We start from the raw sequence: 18,789 nt of genomic DNA, 5'->3' as shown, positions 1-18,789 counted from the left end.
TTTTTTTCCGGGAGCGGGGTGAGCAACAGTCCCGCGTTTTCCTTATCGCCACTCCCGCAATTCGGCGCACTACGGCCGGCCACCAGTTGGGCCCCGGGGTTTGTGCGCGGGCAGTCGGGGTACCCCGGTCCCGGCAAGCCGACCGCGGCTTTTCCTTTCCATGCTGCTGCTCGCAGGGGCTGTCGGGATGGCCGAGGCGGTATTGCGTTACGGCGGGGATCCGGAGATCCGCAAATGCGCCCGGGAGATCATCGCGGACCGGAAGGAGGAGATCGGGACGATGCGGCGCTGGGCGTCGACCAAAAACCACAGAATATGCGTGAATGATCAAGTTTTCGTGAAATTCGGACCGCTTCATATTAGTATTGTGCGCTTTCCCTGCCGTTTCGGCGGGGCGCTCTCTTGCGCTCCCCGGGGTCGCTGCAGGAAAACACAACCACCACCTTCACAGAGCAGGAGACCAGACCGTGGAACTGACCGGTGCCGAGATCTTTGTCCGCTGCCTGCAGGAGGAAGGTGTCGATCTTATTTTCGGGTACCCGGGTGGCGCCGTTCTGCATATCTACGACGCCCTGTACAAGCAGGATAAGGTTGCACACATCCTCGTGCGGCACGAACAGGGGGCGATTCACGCCGCCGAAGGCTATGCGAAATCAACCGACAAGCCCGGCGTAGCCCTGGTCACTTCCGGTCCCGGCGCGACCAACGCCATCACCGGTATCGCCGATGCCTACATGGACTCGGTCCCGCTCGTGGTGTTCACCGGACAGGTCCCCACGCACCTGATCGGCAATGACGCCTTCCAGGAAGTGGACACGGTCGGCATCACGCGTCCCTGCGTGAAGCACAACTTCCTGGTGAAGGACGTCAAGGATCTGGCCACGACCCTCAAGAAGGCTTTCTATGTGGCCACCACCGGACGGCCCGGTCCGGTCGTGGTGGATATCCCCAAGGATGTGACGGCCGCCAAGTGCGAGTACAGCTATCCCAAGACGATCCGGATGCGCTCTTACAACCCTACCGTGAAGGGACACACGGGGCAGATCAGGAAAGCCATCGACCTGATCCTGGAGGCCCGTCAGCCCATTATCTACGCCGGTGGCGGCGTGATTCTGGGGCGTGCCGCCAAGTCGCTCACCGATTTCACCCGCCTGCTGGGTTACCCCATCACCAACACACTGATGGGTCTCGGGGGTTATCCGGCGACCGACAAGCTCTCCGTGGGCATGCTTGGGATGCATGGCACCTACGAGGCCAACATGGCCATGCATCATGCGGATCTGGTGATTGCCATCGGCGCGCGCTTCGATGACAGGGTGACAGGCAACATCGAGAAGTTCTGCCCATACGCGAAGATTGTGCACGTGGACGTGGATCCTGCCTCCATCTCCAAGAACGTGAAGGTGGACGTGCCCATCGTCGGACAGGTGGACACGGTGCTCAAGGCCATGATCAAGGAGATCAAGGCCGACCCGCGCAAGCCCGATGCCGCAGCCCTCAAGGCCTGGTGGAAACAGATCGGTGAATGGCGGGCCATGGACTGCCTCAAGTACGACCGCAACTCGGAGTTGATCAAGCCCCAGTACGTGCTTGAGACCCTGTGGAAGCTTACCAAGGGTGATGCCTTCGTCACCTCCGACGTGGGCCAGCACCAGATGTGGGCGGCCCAGTTCTACAAGTTCGACAAGCCCAATCGCTGGATCAACTCGGGCGGTCTGGGCACCATGGGCTTCGGCCTGCCCGCCGCCATGGGTGTGCAACTGGCCCATCCGAAAGCCACCGTGGCCTGTGTCACCGGCGAGGCCAGTATCCAGATGTGCATCCAGGAGCTGTCCACCTGCCTGCAGTACCAGTTGCCCATCAAGGTTGTGAACCTGAACAACCGCTACATGGGGATGGTGCGCCAGTGGCAGGAATTCTTCTATCAGGGCCGCTATGCCATGTCGTACATGGATGCGTTGCCGGATTTCGTTGTCCTGGCCGAGGCCTATGGGCATGTGGGTATGCGTATCGAGAAGCCGGCGGATGTGGAGGGCGCCCTCAAGGAGGCGCTCAAGCTCAAGGACCGGCTTGTGTTCATGGACTTCATTACGGACCAGTCCGAGAACGTGTATCCCATGATCCCGGCCGGTGCCGGTCAGAACGAAATGATACTGGTGTAGGGGCGGGGACATCATGAGACATATCATCGGCATCCTGATGGAAAACGAGTCCGGCGCCCTTTCCCGGGTGGCCGGATTGTTCTCGGCCCGCGGTTACAACATCGAGTCGCTCACCGTGGCGCCCACCGACGACCCGACGCTGTCGCGCCTCACCCTGGTCACCAGCGGGTCCGACGAGATCGTCGAGCAGATCGTCAAGCAGCTCAACAAGCTGGTGGACGTGGTCAAGCTCATGGACCTGACCGAGTACCGGCACATCGAGCGCGAAATGATGATGGCCAAGTTGCGCGTGGGCGGTGACGATCGGGAGGAGGTCACGCGCCTCACCAGTATCTTTCGCGGCCGGATCATCGATGTCAGCGCCGCCACCTACGTGGTGGAGCTCACGGGCAACAGCGAAAAGCTCGATGCCTTCATCGAGGCCCTGCGTCCCTTCGAAATACTGGAGGTGGTGCGTTCGGGAGTCATGGGCATCGCCCGGGGCGATGCGGCATTAAAGATTTAGTTAGCAGATACAAGGTACAAGAGGGAAGAAGGGCAGCCCCGACTCCTCTTGTATCTTGCCTCTTGTATCTTTCGACTGGAGCATTCCTATGCAGGTTTATTACGACAAAGACGCGGATCTTTCCATCATCCAGGGCATGAAGGTCGCCATCGTCGGCTACGGTTCCCAGGGCCATGCCCATGCCAACAACCTGAAGGACTCCGGCGTGGACGTGACCGTGGCGCTGCGCGCCGGTTCCGCCTCGGCCAGGAAGGCCGAGGGTGCCGGCCTCAAGGTCCAGGGCATCGAGGACGCGGTCAAGGGCGCCGATCTGGTGATGATTCTGGCCCCTGACGAACACCAGGCCGCCCTGTACCAGGACCAGGTGGGACCCAATCTGAAGCAGGGCGGCGTACTGGCCTTCGCCCACGGGTTCAACATCCACTTCGAGCAGATTGAACCTCGCTCGGATCTGGACGTGATCATGGTCGCCCCCAAGGGACCCGGGCATCTGGTGCGTTCCACCTACACCCAGGGCGGAGGCGTGCCGAGCCTGATCGCCGTGTACCAGGACGCCTCCGGCCGGGCCCGTGACATCGCGCTCTCCTACGCCTCGGCCAACGGCGGCGGCCGCGCGGGCATCATCGAGACCAGCTTCAAGGACGAGACCGAGACCGACCTGTTCGGCGAACAGGCGGTGCTCTGCGGCGGCGCCACTGCGCTCGTGCAGGCCGGTTTCGAGACCCTGGTGGAGGCAGGTTATCCGCCGGAAATGGCCTACTTCGAATGCCTGCACGAGTTGAAGCTGATCGTGGACCTGATGTATGAAGGCGGCATCGCCGATATGCGCTACTCCATCTCCAACACGGCGGAGTATGGCGATATCACACGCGGCCCCCGTGTGGTCACCGAGCAGACCAAGGCGGAGATGAAGAAGATCCTCACCGAGATCCAGACCGGCAGGTTCGCCCGGGAATTCATCCTGGAGAACAAGGCCGGCGCCGCCACCTTGAAGGCCAGCCGCCGCATCGCCCGGGAGCATCCCATCGAGGTGGTGGGCAGCAGGCTGCGTGACATGATGCCCTGGATCAAGGCCAACAAGATGGTCGACAAGTCGAAGAACTAAGCGGCGCGTAGCGCCGCAGAGGCAGGATGCAAGGGGCAAGAGAGGGGTTCGCCCATTCTTGTCTCTTGCAACTTGCCTCTTGTATCTTCCCTCAATGCTCCCCCTCGCTCCTGAAGGCCGACCCTACGTCACGCTGGCCGCCGTTGTTGTCGCGGGCAGCCACGCGCTGTGGGGCGCCGCCGCGTGGCCCGGCTGGATCCTGCTGGCCATGGCCCTGTTCATCTTTCGCGATTTCACGCGCCCGATCACTCCGAAGGCGCTGGCCGTGGTCAGCCCGGTGGACGGTGTGGTCACGGCGATCAGCGACGACCGCAATCCGTTCCTGGACCGCAAGGGCCGGCGCGTGAGTCTGCGCCAGTCGCTCGCGGGCGAGTTCAACGTCCATAGCCCCATCGAGGGCAAGGTACAGCGCCGCTGGTGGCCGGGAAAGGAAGGTGTCGACCAAAAGGTACCCCAGGACCAGTTCGCCGTGTGGATCCGGTCGGACGAGGAGGACGATCTGGTCTTCGCGGTCGGACTCACCGGAGGACTGCGGTATATCCGCTGTGGCGTGCAGTCCGGCGAACGCATGGGCCAGGGGAGGCGCTGCGGGTTCGCCGGGTTCGGCCGGCCGGTGGATATCTACCTGCCGGAGAACAGCCGCGTGGAAGTGGAGGTCGGGCAGCGGGTCAAGGCGGGCAGTGATATCATCGGTATTCTGATTCACAAGCAGAACGATCGGTCCTGATATGTCGGAATCCGAACCGCACCCGGACGATCACAAGACCCGCCGGGGCATCTATCTCCTGCCCAACCTGTTTACCACTGCAGCGCTGTTCGCAGGCTTCTACGCCATGGTGGCCGCCATCAACGGGCAGTTCACCGCCGCCGCCATTGCCGTGTTCGTGGCCATGGTCCTGGACGGCGTGGACGGGCGCGTCGCGCGCATGACCCACACCCAGACCGCTTTCGGCGCGCAGTACGACAGTCTTTCGGATATGGTCTCCTTCGGCCTGGCGCCCGCGCTGGTGGTCTACCTGTGGGCCCTGGTGGATCTGGGGCAGGTGGGCTGGGTGGCTGCCTTCTTCTACGCCGCCGCGGCGGCACTGCGCCTGGCCCGATTCAACACCAAGATCGGCGTGTCCGACAAGCGCTTCTTCCAGGGCCTGCCGAGCCCCTCCGCCGCCGCCCTGGTCATGGGCATGGTGTGGGTCTGGCACGATCTCAAGTTCGAGGGCTCGGATCTGGGTATTCTTGCGCTGATCGTCACCGTGGCGGCCGGTGCCCTGATGGTCAGCAATGTCACGTACTTCAGCTTCAAGGACATGGATTTCCGCCACCGGGTGCCGTTCTTCGCGGTGCTGGTGATTGTCGTGGCCCTGATGCTCACCGCCATCGACCCGCCCAAGGTGCTCTGGGGCGTTTTCCTTCTTTACGCCCTCTCCGGACCCGCTCTTTCCGTGATCCGCTGGCGCCGCCGGCGGGCACGGGGCGAGGCGGCCGCCGAGGTCAAGGATGAAGGCGAAGGTCAAAAGGATGAACAAAGTACGAAGTAAGAATCGGGAAGTGCGAAGTGAGGTCTTTCCCACTTCCCGATTCGCCCTTCCCACTTGCAGGCCCCGTTCGTCTCTGATATTTTTGGATCAAGTCTAAACCAACGGCCTGTTCAGTACCCGCAACCATGCCTAACGCCCGGAGCCAGTTCGCTCTCTCCAGCACCCCCCGCCAGGCGGGTGCCACGGGCTATTGCGGTCTTTTCCTGCTCGTCCTGCGACTGCCGCGCTAGCGGCATCTTCCCATGCCTGGCGAGGCCAAAACGCACCCCTGATCCGTGTTTCCGTCCGTCTGGACGGGATACGCCGTTGCAGGCGCGGAATCCGTTAGAATTCGTAAATTGATATCAGGCCGGGGGACCGGCCGGCAGGAGAAACAGACATGTCAGGCAGCGACAAGCTCATCATTTTTGACACCACCTTGCGCGACGGCGAGCAGAGCCCCGGCGCGTCCATGACCCGCGAGGAGAAGGTGCGCATCGCCAAGGCCCTTGAAAAGATGCGGGTGGACGTGATCGAGGCGGGCTTTCCCATCGCCAGCCCCGGCGATTTCGAGTCGGTTCAGGCCGTGGCCCGGGCGGTGAAGGACAGCACCGTATGCGGGCTGGCCCGCGCCAAGGACGCGGACATCGACCGGGCCGGCGAGGCGCTCAAGGGGGCCAACTCGGCCCGCATCCATACCTTCATCGCAACCTCGCCCATCCACATGCAGCACAAGCTGCGCATGACCCCGGATCAGGTGCTGGAACAGGCGGTGCGGGCGGTCAAACAGGCCCGCGGTCACACGGACAACGTGGAGTTCTCCCCGGAGGATGCGGGACGCTCCGAACTGGATTTCCTCTGCCGGGTGATCGAGGCGGTGATCGATGCGGGCGCGACCACCATCAACATCCCGGACACGGTGGGTTACAACATCCCTCTGCAGTTCGGCGAGTTGATCCATAACCTGCGCGACCGTATCCCGAACGCCGACAAGGCTGTGTTCTCCGTGCATTGCCACAACGACCTGGGGCTTGCGGTAGCCAACTCCCTGTCCGCGGTACTCAACGGCGCCCGGCAGGTGGAGTGCACCATCAACGGTCTGGGTGAGCGGGCCGGCAATGCGGCGCTGGAGGAGATCGTCATGGCGGTACGTACCCGCCAGGACGTGTTTCCCTGCGACACCACCCTGGATACCACTCAGATCGTACCCTGTTCGAGGCTGGTCTCCAGCATCACCGGTTTCCCGGTCCAGCCCAACAAGGCCATTGTCGGCGTCAATGCCTTTGCCCACGAGTCCGGTATCCATCAGGACGGAGTCCTCAAGCATCGGGATACGTACGAGATCATGCGTGCCCAGGACGTGGGATGGAGCGACAACCGTATCGTGCTGGGCAAGCACTCGGGCCGCAATGCCTTCAAGACGCGCCTGAAGGAACTGGCCATCGAGTTCGATTCCGAGGAGGAATTGAACGAGGCGTTCGCTCGCTTCAAGGATCTTGCCGACCGCAAGCACGAGATCTACGACGAGGACTTGCAGGCCCTGGTGACCGAGGCGGCCGCGGCCATGGAGAACGAGCGCTACAAGCTGGTGGCACTCAAGGTATGCTCCGAGACCGGAGAGACCCCGGTGGCCTCGGTGACTCTTAACGTCAACGGAGAGGAGAGGAGCGGTTCCGCCGCCGGCGGCGGGCCGGTGGATGCCTCCTTCAAGGCCATTGAGACCATCGTGCCCAGCGGCACGGAACTGTTGCTTTATTCGGTGAACAACATCACCAGCGGCACCGACGCCCAGGGCGAGGTCACCGTGCGCCTGGAGAAAGCGGGCCGGGTGGTCAACGGGCAGGGCGCGGACACGGACATCGTGATCGCCTCCGCCAAGGCCTATCTGAGTGCCCTGAACCGGTTGGCGGACCCGGCGGGGCGGGCGCACCCGCAGCTTGGGGACGTGTGATCACAAGGATGAAGGACGAAGGTTGAAGGATGAGCATGGGCCCTGAGCAGCGGCAGCGTTACCTGGATGCCATGGGTGTCCAGCGCTGGGTGCTGCGGGATGCGCTGACGGCAGCGGATGCGAATGGTGAACCGGCGCGCCAGTCGGTGCCTGCCGAGGCGCCTGCGCCTGACGAGACGGCAGTCGCCGGTTGGGACGAACTGGCCGAGCAGGTCCGTACCTGCACCCGCTGTGCGGAACTGGCAGCGGGCCGCACCCGGACGGTGTTCGGCGTCGGGGACCGGCAGGCGGACTGGCTGTTCATCGGCGAGGCGCCGGGGGCGGAGGAAGACCGCCGGGGCGAGCCGTTCGTGGGGCGTGCGGGTCAGTTGCTGGACAGCATGCTGTTCGCCCTGGGCCTGAATCGGGGGCAGGGAGTCTACATCGCCAACATCCTCAAGTGCCGCCCGCCGGGCAACCGGGATCCCCGGCCCGAGGAATCCCGGGCCTGTCGCGAGTATCTGGATCGGCAGATCGGCCTGATCCGGCCCCGCGTCATCGTGGCCCTGGGCCGCGTCGCCGCTCAGAATCTGCTGGACACCGACGAACCGCTGGCCCGGCTGCGGGGCAGAACCCTGGATTACCGCGACACCCCGCTGGTGGTGACCTATCATCCGGCCTACCTGCTGCGCAAACCGGCCGACAAGCGCAAGGTCTGGGAGGATCTGCGCCTCGCTCGCCGTGTGATGGGGGTCTGAAACTGCCCATGGGTGCCTTGCGGCTCCGGTTTGGCCATTGCAGATTAAGACGATCATGATCAATACAAGCAGGACTTCTCGGGATCCACAGGACGGGTAAATATTGAGCAGGATCAAAAGGATGACCTGCTTGATCACGAACAAGGCGTTTCTGCACGCCTCGTTGATCCCGTCCCTGCACTTCCCTCCGATGCTACGGAGACGACAGAAGGCTCGAACACCGTGAGCGCGATTCTCAGCACAAGTCCGATACTTCGCCCCATGCGCCACGAGGATCTGGACGAGATCATGGCGGTGGAGGTGCGTGCCTACCCGTATCCCTGGACCGAGGGAATTTTCCGGGATTGCATGCGTGTGGGCTATTCCTGCTGGGTGATGAACGAATCGGACCTGCTGGTGGGCTACGGCGTGATGTCCATGGCGGTCGGGGAGTGCCATGTGCTCAACCTGTGCGTGCGTCCCGAGTGTCAGGGTCAAGGCTACGGGCGTTTCCTGTTGCGCGGGTTGCTGGAGCAGGCCCGCAGACACCGGGTGGAGACGGCATTTCTGGAAGTGCGCCCGTCCAACACGCCGGCCGTCCACCTGTATCTCAGCGAGGGCTTCAACGAAGTCGGGTTGCGCAAGCGCTATTACCCGGCAGGCAGCAGCCGGGAGGATGCGCTGGTGCTGGCGAAGAGCCTGCATGGGTGAGTCACGGTTCAAAGTTCAAAGTTCAAAGTTCAAAGGGGTGGCATGCGCGCATCCGGGCATCCCCCTTGAACCTTGAACTTTGAACTTTGAACATCGAACCGTCCTCGACGTCAACCGATCCCTCCGTCGTGCGTTCTTGTTCCTGAAGGCCGGCAATCCGCCCGGTCGCAAATTGTCACAGGAGCACGACTATGAGCAAGCTTTCCCGCACGATCCTTACCGCAGGCGTCCTGACCGCGCTGGCGTTGTCCGCGCCGCTGTTGGCCGGACCGTCACACGATCACCGGGGTGACCAGGAGGCCCGTCACGGGCATCATGGCCATATGATGATGGCCAAGCGCGATGGGGGTGAGCACCGCTACGGCGGCCGCGGGCATGAGCGCCATGGCGATATGAACCGCGAGGAGCGAAAGGCCCACCGGGCAGAGATGCGGATGCAGCATCAGGCCATGCGCCTGCACTGGGATACGCTTTCCGACTCGGAAAAGGCCGGCTACAAGGAGCAGGCACGGATGCGCATGGAAGAGCGCCGCGCCGCCTGGCAGGCCATGAGCCCCGAGGAGCGCGAGGCCCTGCGCGAGGAGAGGCGCGAACATCGCGGCGAGGGCGGGTATCGCCGCTAGCCCGGCCGCCTTGGTGAGATGTCCGGGCTAAGGATGTGAGTGCGCGGGTGGCGGGCATGGGTTCGTCACCTGCGGCATTGATCAATGATGAGGGACCGCCAGGCTTGAACCGGACGGGAAACCATGACAATGCAGTCCTTCTCGACCGGTTCCTGGCGGACGTCCAGGCACGGGCCGTGCGTATGGCCGCACTGGCTCTGGGCGACCGGGAGGCGGCTCTGGATGTGGTGCAGGATGCCATGGAGAAGCTGATCACCCGATATGCGGACCGGCCGGAAGGGGAATGGGCCCCGCTGTTCTGGCGGATCCTGCAGCGCCGCATACTGGATGCCCATCGCCGCCGCAAGGTCCGCAACCGCGTGTTGTCCGTGTTCGGCCTGGGGCACGGCCGGACTGATCCGGACAATGATGGACCGGCGACCGATGAGTGGCGCGATGCGGCGACCCCGGAACCTGACCGGGCCCTGGAGGATGCCCGGTTTTCCCGGGATCTGGAGGCGGTGTTGTCGGCGCTTCCCCTGCGCCAGCAGCAGGCCTTCCTGCTGCGTGTCTGGGAAGGCCTGGATACTGCCGAGACTGCCCGGGTGCTGGGTATCAGCGAGGGCAGTGTGAAGACTCATATGCACCGCGCCATGGCCGCGCTGCGGCAACGGCTGGAGGTTTACCGATGAACCGGGACGAGATTGACCGTGTCGACCCCCTGCTGCGGCGTGTCCGGGACGACCTGGACCGCACAGCGGGCTTGTCGCCCGGCGAGGCGACACGCCTGGCCCGGGCGCGCCAGGCAGCCGTCGCCGCTGCCGGCGTGAAGCCCGGGCCGGCCCGGCTGCCCGCCTACGGGCTTGCCCTGGCGGCATCGGTGATGCTCGTGGCGGGTCTGCTGCTGTTGCGCCCGGACGGCCTGGACCCGTTGCCGCCGCAGCTGGCCGAGCTGGATGATCCGGAACTCCTGCTGGCCATGGAAGAGGCGGAATGGGTGGGGGACCCGGAGCTTCTTGCCTGGGCCCTGGATGCGCAGAGATGATGCGTGTTCTCGCATTCGTTCTGCTGCTTGGACTGGCCCTGTCCGCCGGCGCCGGAAACCATGGCCATGTTCCGGACCATGGCCATTTTCACGTCGCCGGGCAGCCCGCCCCGGACTGGTCCGCCCTCAGCCGGGAACAGCGCAGGGCGCTGGCACCCTGGAAGGAAGACTGGGATGACCTGTCCGATCGTCGCCGCCAGGCACTGCTGCGCGCCGCGCAACGATGGCGGCACATGGACCCGGAGGAGCGTGCCCGCCTGCGGGAACGCCTGGAGCGCTGGGAGCACATGGAACCCCACGAGCGTGCCTTCATGCGCGAGCGCTGGGAGCATTTCCGGGCGATGCCGCCCGAGGAGCGGGAGCGGTTGCGTGAACGCTGGCGTGCCCTGAGCCCCGAACAGCGTCAGGCCGTCCGGGAACGTCAGCGGGCCTGGGGGGTGTACCTGCAGAGCCTTTCCGAGGCCGACCGCGAGGCCCTGCGCGAGCGCCTGCGCCGCATGGATCCCGAGGAACGCCGCCGGTTCCTGCGCGGTGGCCCGCCGGAATAGGGCGATTCAGGGCGGTAGGTCAAGGTTCAAAGTTCAAAGTTCAAGGTTCAAGGTTCAAGGTTCAAGGTTCAAGGTTCAAGGTTCAAAGGAAAAACCCGAGGCACCCTCTCCTTGAACTTTGAACCTTGAACTTTGAACTTTGACCGTCACTCATCCTTCGGCCGCCGTCCTCGATGAGTTATAATGAGCAGTTTCCATCAGCCCCCTCCCTAGTCCATGAGTTCCAAGCACGCCACCGAGACCGCCCGCCGGCGCACCTTTGCGATCATCTCCCACCCGGATGCGGGCAAGACGACGATCACCGAGAAGCTGCTGCTGTTCGGCGGTGCCATCCAGTTGGCCGGCACCGTCAAGGGGCGCAAGGCGGCGCGCCATGCAACCTCGGACTGGATGGAGCTGGAGAAGCAGCGCGGTATCTCGGTGACTTCCTCGGTGATGCAGTTTCCCTACAAGGGGCGCATCGTCAACCTGCTGGACACCCCGGGGCATGAGGATTTTTCCGAGGACACCTATCGTACGCTCACCGCCGTGGACTCGGCGCTCATGGTCATCGACGTGGCCAAGGGCGTGGAGGAGCGCACCATCAAGCTCATGGAGGTGTGCCGCCTGCGCGACACCCCGATCATGACCTTCATCAACAAGCTGGACCGGGAGGGCCGTGAGCCCATCGATCTGCTGGACGAGGTGGAGGACGTGCTTGGGATCCAGTGCGCGCCGGTCACCTGGCCCATTGGCATGGGCAAGCGATTCAAGGGTGTCTATCACCTTCACCGGGACGCCGTGCATCTGTACTCGCCCACTCACGGGGGCAAGATCCGGCAGGGCGAAGTGATCCAGGGTCTGGACAATCCGCGCCTGGACGAGGTCCTGAGCGGGCAGGCCACCGAGCTTCGCGAGGAGCTGGAGTTGGTCATGGGTGCCTCCCACAGCTTCGACAAGGAGGCATACCTGGCCGGTCGTCAGACGCCGGTGTTCTTTGGTTCCGCCATCAACAACTTCGGCGTGCAGGAGCTGCTGGACGACTTCGTGAATAACGCCCCGCCGCCCCGGCCCCGGGAGACCGAGACGCGCAACGTGGACCCCTCCGAGGAGACCTTCAGCGGTTTCGTATTCAAGATCCAGGCGAACATGGATCCCCAGCACCGGGACCGCATCGCCTTCATGCGGGTGTGCTCGGGTGCCTTCAGGAAGGGCATGAAGGTGCACCAGGTGCGCATCGGTCGTGACGTGAAGATCAGCGATGCGCTCACCTTCATGGCCTCGGACCGGGAACACGTGGAGGAGGCATACCCGGGCGACATCATCGGCCTGCACAATCATGGCACCATCCGCATCGGCGACACCTTCACCCAGGGTGAGCAGCTCTCCTTCACGGGAATTCCGAACTTCGCTCCCGAACTGTTCCGCCGCGCCCATCTGCGTGACCCCCTGAAGATGAAGCAGCTGCAAAAGGGCCTGCAGCAGCTCTGCGAGGAGGGCGCCACGCAGCTGTTCCGGCCCCTGACCAACAACGACCTGATCCTCGGTGCCGTGGGTATCCTGCAGTTCGACGTGGTGGCCCACCGGCTCAAGGCCGAGTACAACGTGGATGCCAGTTTCGAGAATGTGAACGTGCAGACCGCCCGTTGGGTGAGCTGCGATGACGGCCGCAGGTTCGAGGAGTTCAGAGACAAGGCGGCCGCCAACCTGGCTGTGGACCACGGCGGAGACCTGGTCTATATCGCACCCACCCGGGTGAACCTGCAGATGGCCCAGGAGAAGTGGCCGGAGATCCGCTTCCAGGCCACGCGGGAACATGGCGTGAGCGCCTGAACCCGCGATCCTGGCGCCACCGGTACCGGTATCCCGGGGGAGGTGACGGGAACAACGGTCGCGTCGTGCTGACAGTCGGTGTGTAATGGATCATCGGCGCCGGGTTATGATGGCTGCCACCCGTCCGCAGAGTCGGGATCCGCGGGCACCGGGAGAGATCGATGCAGACATGGATTCTGGCAGTACTGCTGGTGCTGTCGCTGTTCGCCAATGGATACCTTTTTGCACAGCGGGCCGCGCCGTCGGCGGGCCCGCCACCTGACGCGGCCCTGACCGGTGATCTGCAGCGATTGCTGGATGATCTGGACGCCGAACCCGAATGGCGCCATCGGCTGGTCAGCCTCGGCAGGTTCGCCACCGCGCGTGACGAACGCCGCCGGACGCAGCGGCGGTTGGTCCATGGGGAACTGTTCGGTCACCTGGCGGATCCCGCGCCGGATTTCGACGCCGTGAGCAGCCTCCTGGAGGATATCGGACGCGAGGATTCCCATTACCGCAGCCGGGTGCTGGAACAGCTCATCGTGCTGCTCAATGACCTGGACGCGTCCAAACGCATGATCCTTCTGGAGCGTTTTCGCCTGCTGGAACTGGATCTGGACGATTTTGCCCGGTTCGAGCGTCTTCAACCCTGATTTTCCTGCCCGAGCCATGAGGGGCCAGACATGAATCAATGCAGGTCAGACGAGAGGGTGAGCTTCTGGGATGTACTGAAAAGCGTCCTGTCGGCCTTCTTCGGTGTGCAGAACCGTCGCAACCGTGAGCGCGACTTCAGGCATGGCAAACCCATACATTTCGTGGTGGTGGGCCTGCTGGCGACCCTGCTGTTCGTGCTCACGGTGTTCGGCGTCGTGCGCCTGGTGCTGTGGCTGGCCGGGGTGTAGGCCGCCCGTCGCGGTATCTCGAGCCGGATGGGCCGGCATGAGGCGCGGATGGTCTAGAATCATCGTTGTGCGAATTCGTTTCAGGGCCGGCTGACGGGCGTCACGTCTCAGGGAACCGCCCCGATTGTGGTCGGGATAAGGTTGAGATGCCCAGAATGGATGACCACTGGAGGTAAGGACGGTATGTCTACGGTACCTGCCGGATCGTTTTCCCGGATGGGTCACCCGGATCAAGGGGGATCCTCAATACCGGGTTCCGGCGCCTTTTCCATACTGGTGGTGGATGACGAGCCGGGTATGCGCAGTTTCCTCATGCATGGTCTGGCCAAGCACCATGCCCGGGTGGAGCTGGTTGAGGGGGCGGAACAGGCGGAAGAGATCTGCCAGCAGCGCCATTTCGACCTGATCATCTGCGATATCCGCCTTCCCGGGCAGTCGGGAGTGCGCTGGATTCAGTCGCTGCGCGATCAGGGTGGCAGCACGCCGGTGATCTTCATCACGGCCCACACCGACCTCGATACCGCCATCGCCGCGCTTCGTGCGGGGGCGGTCGATTTCATCGTCAAGCCGTTCCGGGTCGAGCAGTTGCTGACCGCCGTGGACCGGTGTTTTCAGCAGCAGCAGATGGCACGCGAGAACTTCCTGCTGCGTCGCCAGATCGAACAATGGAATGCCATGGACGGTATGGTGGGGGACTGCGAGCTCATGACCAGTGTGTGCGATGTGATCAAGCGCATCGCACCCATGCCCTCCACGGTGCTGGTCGAAGGCGCGTCAGGGACCGGAAAGGAACTGGCTGCCCGGGCAATCCACGTATGGAGCGGCCGCGACGGCCCGTTCGTGCCCATCAACTGCGCGGCCTTTTCCGCGGAGTTGCTGGAGAGTGAGCTGTTCGGTCATGTGAAGGGCGCCTTTACCGGCGCACTGCAAAGCCGTGACGGCCTGTTCACCTATGCGCATGGCGGGACGATCTTTCTGGACGAGATCGGCGAGATGCCCTTGCCCATGCAGGCAAAGCTCCTCCGTGTCATCGAGCAGCGCACGATCCGTCCGGTGGGGTCGAATCGAGAGACACCCGTGGACGTGCGCATCATCGCGGCGACCAATCGACACCTGCCGAATGTGGTCGATAACGGACGCTTCCGGGAGGATCTCTTTTACCGGCTCAATGTACTGACCATCCGCATGCCTGCACTGAGCGAACGGTTGGAGGACCTCCCGGCCCTGGCCAGGTACTTCTCCCGTACCCTGGCGGCGGAACTGCGCGTGCCGGAGGTGGAGCTTGACGACGTCGAACTGGCGCGGCTGCGCCGTTACAGCTGGCCGGGGAACGTGCGGGAGTTGAGGAATCTCATGGAATGCTCCTTGCTGCTGGGGCGCCAGCCGAGCGAGGTCCTGCGCATGAACGGAGCGTTGGACGGCCTCAATGCCGAAGCGGTGGATAAGACACCCACACTTGCCGAGGTTGAAATGGCCCATATCCTTGCTGTGCTGGAGCAGTGCAGGGGAAACAAGTCCGAGGCAGCACGGCAGCTCAATATCGGCCGCAAGACCCTGGAACGCAAGCTGCGGACGGCGTCGGACCGGACGACACTGCGAGGAGCCGGCCCGAACCCGGCAGCACCTGACGGCACCGGAGGTCGGTGACGTCCGGGATGTCAAACGACAGCCCGGGCAAAAATGGCGGAAGGACGTGGGAGTCGAACCCACCCGGGACCGCCTGACGGCCCCAACCGGTTTTGAAGACCGGCCGCACCACCGGATACGAAGTCCTTCCCTTTTCATGCTGATGGACAGGATTAGCAGGAATTACCCATATTCTCAATCATTTGGGTCGTGCAGATCCTCGACAAGCCTGTCCATTCAAACTCAGCGAAGCCTCAACAGGGAATCCTTGAACACACGGTGTTCGTCGCCGATGCGGCGTGAATAGCCGATGCGGTCAAAGAATTCCAGTATGTGAATCGCCACCTTGCGGCCGGTGCCGATGCGGTCGCGGAAGGGCGCCGCGAGCGCTGCACCATGCTGCTCGGTCAGGTCGCGCACGATCACGGCCAGATCCGCCACGGCATCGCGGGTGAAGTAGTGATCGTGGGCCACCCGGTAGACCTCGCCCATGCCGGCCAACTGGCGCATGAGCCGGCGCACCTTGTCCTCTTCCAGATTGCAGCTGCGGGCGATGTCGCGCACCCGGGGCGGATTGTACGGGCTCGCTTCCAGCATTGGCCTGATGTGCTCCAGCCACTGACGCTCCTCGGTGGGCGCCAGGGTCACGCGGTGACCGGGCAGATGGATCCAGGGGGCGTGCAGCACCATCCGGCCCTCGGCCACCAGTTCATCCAGCAGGGCGCCGAACACGGGGCGGTCCATGGCCGGTGCCGTGAGCCGGCGCAGTTGTTCCCGATCCGGTCCGAGTCGCTCCGGGTGCCGCTCATGATCCTCGGCGAGCATCTGCAGGGCGCGTTCACGCAGGGCGCTCCAGTGCGCCGGGTCGAAGGCGGTGAGGCCCGCCTGTGTCTCCACCAGGCGCATGGAGACGCCTTCCCGGACCGCGTCCGCGTTGCGGGTGTCCAGATTCCGAAGGCGCATCCAGTTGTCGAGGTTCAGGCCGCGCGGGGCGAAGGGCAGGGCTGCGCGCAGGGCGCGGGCCGGGTCGGGCTGGCTGTAGGCGTTCAGCAGGCCGATGCGCGCCGCGGTGCGACGTCCCCGGGCGGGGGGTTGGTTGTCCAGGATCACGCCGCCGCCGATGTTGCGACGGGCCGACTGGTCGCGCAGCACGAAACGGTCCCCGTGCAGCGCGTGTGTCTCGTCCTCGAGCACCAGTTGAACGAGGCCGCTGGCACCCGGTTCAATCCGGTCACCCTCGAGGATTGCAAGCCGCGCCATGAGTCTCGCGGCACCCAGATGCAGGTGCACGGGTGCCCAGTGCTTGAGCGGCCCGGGCTCGTCCGGCAGGACGCGCAGGCGTGCGTCCAGGCGTGACGTGGGCCGGTCAAGCTGGGGATCCACCACCCAGTCGCCCCGGGCGATATCGCGTTTCCCGAGGCCCGGGGCGGACAGGTTGAGCGCGCAGCGCTGGCCGGCAAGCCCCTCTTCCCCGGGACGGTTCTGAGCGTGGATGGCGCGCACCCGCACGTCCAGCCCGGACGGGGTGACCCGCACGGTGTCGCCCACGCATACGCGGCCGGCGTGCACCGTGCCGGTGACCACCGTGCCAGCCCCGCTCAGCGTGAAGCAACGGTCCACCGCAAGACGGAACATGCCGTCGGTTCGCCGCAGGCCGGTTTCGCGCGCGGCAGCGTGCAGGTGGTCACGCAGGGCGTCGATGCCCTCACGGGTGACCGAGGAGACGGCCATGACCGGGGCGTCGGCCAGGCCCGAGGAGGCGAGAAGGTCCCGAATCTGCCGGTGCGCCTCTTCCAGACGCACGCCGTCCACCAGGTCGCACTTGGTGAGCGCCACGGTGCCGCTCGCCAGCCCCAGCAGGTCCAGGATCTGAACATGTTCCCGTGTCTGGGGCATGGGGCCGTCGTCACAGGCGACCACCAGCAGCACATGGTCGATGCCTGTGGCGCCGGCGAGCATGTTGTGCACCAGCTTCTCGTGGCCCGGCACATCCACGAATCCGAGTACACCCCCGTCCGTCAATGCCTGATAGGCATAGCCCAGATCCAGGGTGATACCCCGGGCCTGTTCCTCCTTGAGACGGTCGGCATCCACGCCGGTGAGTGCGCGCACCAGTGCGGTCTTGCCGTGATCGATGTGGCCCGCGGTGCCGACGATCATGGCAGCACGAGTCCGGACAGCTGCCGCGTGAATGCCTGCTCGTCCTCCAGGCAGCGCAGGTCCAGCCACAGCGCACCATCCTTGATGCGCCCGATGACCGGGCAGGGCAGGCCGCGCAGGGCCCGTTCCAGGTGCTTGAGCGCCGTGCCCGCGCCGCGCCCGGGTCGGGGTGGCTCCAGCACCAGCGCCCGGCTCGGCAGCCGGTCCACGGGCAGGGCCCCGCTGCCGATCTGGCTCTGGCAGGGGCGCAGGGTGACGCGTACGGCCTGGCCGAACGCGCCCTGAACGCAGGGCAACAGGCGTTCCCCGAGCGCGGATATTTCGGATTCGGGGCGCGAGAGCAGTCGCAGCGTGGTGAGCCGTTCGTGGAGCCGGTCGGGATCCCGGTACAGGTGCAGAACCGCCTCCAGGGCGGCGAGCGTCATCTTGTCCACCCGCAAGGCGCGCTTGAGCGGGTTCTTCTTGATGCGGGCGATGAGGTCGGCACGTCCGACGATCAGCCCGGCCTGCGGGCCGCCCAGGAGTTTGTCACCGCTGAAAGTGACCACGTCGGCACCGGCGGACAGGGTCTCCTGTACGGTGGGTTCGTGGGGCAGACCGTAGCGCTCCAGGTCCACCAGGGTACCGCTGCCCAGATCCACCATGAAGGGCAGATCGTGGGCATGGGCGATCTCCGCCAGGCGCGCCTCCGGCACGACGGCGGTAAAGCCCTGAATGGCGTAGTTGCTGGTATGGGCCTTCATGATGAGGCGCGTGCGCGCACCGACGGCGCTTTCGAAGTCGCGGGGATGCGTACGGTTGGTGGCGCCCACCTCGACCAGCTTGCAGCCGGCACGGCGCATGACCTCCGGGATGCGGAAGGCGCCGCCGATCTCCACCAGTTCTCCCCGGGAGATGATAACTTCCTTTCGCAGGGCGAGGGTGTTGAGCGACAGCAGGACCGCGGCGGCATTGTTGTTGACGACGGTGGCCGCTTCGGCTCCGGTCAGCTCGCCGATGAGTTCGTTGATCAGATCGTCCCGGTCGCCGCGCCTGCCGCTTTGCAGGTCGAACTCCAGGTTGCCGGGAGCGACGGCTGCGCGCATCACCGCCTCGGCCGCGTCGACCGGCAGCAGGGCCCGGCCCAGGTTGGTGTGCAGCACTGTTCCCGTGAGATTGAACACCTGGCGAAGCCGTGGCGCGGCCGCGGCTTCCAGCACGGAAGCGGTGTGGCTCAGGATCTGCGCCGGCTCGAAGCGCCGGGCGTCCGTGTCCGGCTTGTGAAGGTCCTCGCGCAGACCGTCAAGCACCAGGCGCAGCGCGCGCAGGAACGGTTCCCGTCCGTGCCGGACGATCAGGGGCTGTGAATCGGGAAGAGACAGAAGACGCTCCACCGAGGGGGGGCGGGGCCGGTCGTGCGGGTGGTTGTCTGTGTGTGTACTGTTCCGGTTTGCTGTCGTCATGGTCCGGGC

Annotated in this window: 19 protein-coding genes and 1 tRNA gene; 17 read left to right on the top strand and 3 right to left on the bottom strand. The window is 64.6% G+C overall.

All coding sequences use genetic code 11. The features are described from left to right. Positions 1–160 precede the first annotated feature (160 nt). From THITHI_RS21185 to THITHI_RS0105040, 17 genes are all read left to right on the top strand, one after another. Positions 161–589 carry a DUF305 domain-containing protein gene (locus tag THITHI_RS21185; RefSeq protein ID WP_083908661.1) on the top strand — a complete coding sequence of 143 codons (429 nt, stop codon included), beginning with the start codon at positions 161–163 and terminating at the stop codon, positions 587–589. Then, entirely contained in the window at positions 474–2,162 is a 1,689-nt protein-coding gene (locus THITHI_RS0105115; protein ID WP_408643393.1) for an acetolactate synthase 3 large subunit, read from the top strand. The genes THITHI_RS21185 and THITHI_RS0105115 overlap by 116 nt, the downstream gene beginning before the upstream one ends. 13 nt (positions 2,163–2,175) lie before the next feature. Beyond that, positions 2,176–2,667, top strand: coding sequence for an acetolactate synthase small subunit (gene ilvN, locus THITHI_RS0105110; RefSeq protein ID WP_018232001.1), 492 nt, complete (start codon positions 2,176–2,178; stop codon positions 2,665–2,667). 88 nt (positions 2,668–2,755) lie between these two features. Beyond that, positions 2,756–3,772 carry a ketol-acid reductoisomerase gene (gene ilvC / locus THITHI_RS0105105; protein WP_018232000.1) on the top strand — a complete coding sequence of 339 codons (1,017 nt, stop codon included), beginning with the start codon at positions 2,756–2,758 and terminating at the stop codon, positions 3,770–3,772. A gap of 94 nt (positions 3,773–3,866) precedes the next feature. Further along, entirely contained in the window at positions 3,867–4,499 is a 633-nt protein-coding gene (locus THITHI_RS0105100) for a phosphatidylserine decarboxylase (protein ID WP_018231999.1), read from the top strand. A gap of 1 nt (position 4,500) precedes the next feature. Further along, positions 4,501–5,307, top strand: a complete 807-nt coding sequence (pssA, locus tag THITHI_RS0105095; protein WP_018231998.1) for a CDP-diacylglycerol--serine O-phosphatidyltransferase — start codon at positions 4,501–4,503, stop codon at positions 5,305–5,307. A gap of 379 nt (positions 5,308–5,686) precedes the next feature. Further along, the gene (locus THITHI_RS0105090) at positions 5,687–7,237 is read left to right on the top strand and encodes a 2-isopropylmalate synthase (protein WP_018231997.1); all 1,551 of its coding nucleotides are present in this window, start codon (positions 5,687–5,689) and stop codon (positions 7,235–7,237) included. 29 nt (positions 7,238–7,266) lie between these two features. Beyond that, positions 7,267–7,974, top strand: coding sequence for a uracil-DNA glycosylase (locus THITHI_RS0105085; RefSeq protein WP_018231996.1), 708 nt, complete (start codon positions 7,267–7,269; stop codon positions 7,972–7,974). Positions 7,975–8,196: 222 nt separating this feature from the next. Further along, positions 8,197–8,664, top strand: a complete 468-nt coding sequence (gene rimI, locus THITHI_RS0105080; RefSeq protein ID WP_026186068.1) for a ribosomal protein S18-alanine N-acetyltransferase — start codon at positions 8,197–8,199, stop codon at positions 8,662–8,664. A gap of 191 nt (positions 8,665–8,855) precedes the next feature. After that, positions 8,856–9,287, top strand: a complete 432-nt coding sequence (locus tag THITHI_RS0105075) for a hypothetical protein (RefSeq protein WP_018231994.1) — start codon at positions 8,856–8,858, stop codon at positions 9,285–9,287. Positions 9,288–9,391: 104 nt separating this feature from the next. After that, the gene (locus THITHI_RS0105070) at positions 9,392–9,958 is read left to right on the top strand and encodes an RNA polymerase sigma factor (protein ID WP_018231993.1); all 567 of its coding nucleotides are present in this window, start codon (positions 9,392–9,394) and stop codon (positions 9,956–9,958) included. Next, on the top strand, positions 9,955–10,311 hold the full coding sequence (locus THITHI_RS0105065; protein WP_018231992.1) for a hypothetical protein: 357 nt from the start codon (positions 9,955–9,957) through the stop codon (positions 10,309–10,311). Before THITHI_RS0105070 ends, THITHI_RS0105065 begins: the two co-directional genes overlap by 4 nt. Beyond that, positions 10,308–10,859, top strand: coding sequence for a DUF3106 domain-containing protein (locus THITHI_RS0105060; protein ID WP_018231991.1), 552 nt, complete (start codon positions 10,308–10,310; stop codon positions 10,857–10,859). Before THITHI_RS0105065 ends, THITHI_RS0105060 begins: the two co-directional genes overlap by 4 nt. Before the next feature lie 216 nt (positions 10,860–11,075). Next, the gene (locus THITHI_RS0105055; RefSeq protein WP_018231990.1) at positions 11,076–12,671 is read left to right on the top strand and encodes a peptide chain release factor 3; all 1,596 of its coding nucleotides are present in this window, start codon (positions 11,076–11,078) and stop codon (positions 12,669–12,671) included. 161 nt (positions 12,672–12,832) lie between these two features. After that, the gene (locus THITHI_RS0105050) at positions 12,833–13,303 is read left to right on the top strand and encodes a periplasmic heavy metal sensor (RefSeq protein ID WP_018231989.1); all 471 of its coding nucleotides are present in this window, start codon (positions 12,833–12,835) and stop codon (positions 13,301–13,303) included. Positions 13,304–13,333: 30 nt separating this feature from the next. After that, on the top strand, positions 13,334–13,552 hold the full coding sequence (locus THITHI_RS0105045; protein WP_018231988.1) for a DUF2970 domain-containing protein: 219 nt from the start codon (positions 13,334–13,336) through the stop codon (positions 13,550–13,552). 183 nt (positions 13,553–13,735) lie between these two features. After that, a complete protein-coding gene (locus tag THITHI_RS0105040) occupies positions 13,736–15,199 on the top strand; it encodes a sigma-54-dependent transcriptional regulator (protein WP_198005578.1) in 1,464 nt (487 codons plus the stop codon). A 34-nt stretch (positions 15,200–15,233) separates the two neighbouring features. Here the strand turns inward: THITHI_RS0105040 and THITHI_RS20550 are convergent. The 3 genes from THITHI_RS20550 to selA all read right to left on the bottom strand — a co-directional run bounded on the left by THITHI_RS20550 (position 15,234) and on the right by selA (position 18,780). Beyond that, positions 15,234–15,329 (bottom strand) — tRNA-Sec (locus THITHI_RS20550). Between the two features lie 92 nt (positions 15,330–15,421). Further along, positions 15,422–17,338 carry a selenocysteine-specific translation elongation factor gene (gene selB / locus THITHI_RS0105035; RefSeq protein WP_018231986.1) on the bottom strand — a complete coding sequence of 639 codons (1,917 nt, stop codon included), beginning with the start codon at positions 17,336–17,338 and terminating at the stop codon, positions 15,422–15,424. After that, entirely contained in the window at positions 17,335–18,780 is a 1,446-nt protein-coding gene (gene selA / locus THITHI_RS0105030; RefSeq protein WP_051079973.1) for an L-seryl-tRNA(Sec) selenium transferase, read from the bottom strand. The genes selB and selA overlap by 4 nt, the downstream gene beginning before the upstream one ends. Between the last annotated feature and the right edge of the window lie 9 nt (positions 18,781–18,789).

Source organism: Thioalkalivibrio thiocyanodenitrificans ARhD 1 (assembly GCF_000378965.1).
GTDB classification, from domain to species: Bacteria; Pseudomonadota; Gammaproteobacteria; order Ectothiorhodospirales; family Ectothiorhodospiraceae; genus Thioalkalivibrio_A; species Thioalkalivibrio_A thiocyanodenitrificans.
This window is presented reverse-complemented; position numbering and strand designations above follow the sequence as displayed.

Excerpts from the sequence above, each read along its gene's own strand:
- THITHI_RS0105060 (WP_018231991.1), top strand. The coding sequence starts at position 10,308 with ATGATGCGTGTTCTCGCATTCGTTCTGCTGCTTGGACTGGCCCTGTCC.
- THITHI_RS0105050 (WP_018231989.1), top strand. The coding sequence starts at position 12,833 with ATGCAGACATGGATTCTGGCAGTACTGCTGGTGCTGTCGCTGTTCGCC.
- ilvN (WP_018232001.1), top strand. The coding sequence starts at position 2,176 with ATGAGACATATCATCGGCATCCTGATGGAAAACGAGTCCGGCGCCCTT.
- selA (WP_051079973.1), bottom strand. The coding sequence starts at position 18,780 with ATGACGACAGCAAACCGGAACAGTACACACACAGACAACCACCCGCAC.
- ilvC (WP_018232000.1), top strand. The coding sequence starts at position 2,756 with ATGCAGGTTTATTACGACAAAGACGCGGATCTTTCCATCATCCAGGGC.
- THITHI_RS21185 (WP_083908661.1), top strand. The coding sequence starts at position 161 with ATGCTGCTGCTCGCAGGGGCTGTCGGGATGGCCGAGGCGGTATTGCGT.
- THITHI_RS0105090 (WP_018231997.1), top strand. The coding sequence starts at position 5,687 with ATGTCAGGCAGCGACAAGCTCATCATTTTTGACACCACCTTGCGCGAC.
- pssA (WP_018231998.1), top strand. The coding sequence starts at position 4,501 with ATGTCGGAATCCGAACCGCACCCGGACGATCACAAGACCCGCCGGGGC.
- selB (WP_018231986.1), bottom strand. The coding sequence starts at position 17,338 with ATGATCGTCGGCACCGCGGGCCACATCGATCACGGCAAGACCGCACTG.
- THITHI_RS0105045 (WP_018231988.1), top strand. The coding sequence starts at position 13,334 with ATGAATCAATGCAGGTCAGACGAGAGGGTGAGCTTCTGGGATGTACTG.
- THITHI_RS0105075 (WP_018231994.1), top strand. The coding sequence starts at position 8,856 with ATGAGCAAGCTTTCCCGCACGATCCTTACCGCAGGCGTCCTGACCGCG.
- THITHI_RS0105085 (WP_018231996.1), top strand. The coding sequence starts at position 7,267 with ATGAGCATGGGCCCTGAGCAGCGGCAGCGTTACCTGGATGCCATGGGT.
- THITHI_RS0105040 (WP_198005578.1), top strand. The coding sequence starts at position 13,736 with ATGTCTACGGTACCTGCCGGATCGTTTTCCCGGATGGGTCACCCGGAT.
- THITHI_RS0105100 (WP_018231999.1), top strand. The coding sequence starts at position 3,867 with ATGCTCCCCCTCGCTCCTGAAGGCCGACCCTACGTCACGCTGGCCGCC.
- THITHI_RS0105055 (WP_018231990.1), top strand. The coding sequence starts at position 11,076 with ATGAGTTCCAAGCACGCCACCGAGACCGCCCGCCGGCGCACCTTTGCG.
- THITHI_RS0105065 (WP_018231992.1), top strand. The coding sequence starts at position 9,955 with ATGAACCGGGACGAGATTGACCGTGTCGACCCCCTGCTGCGGCGTGTC.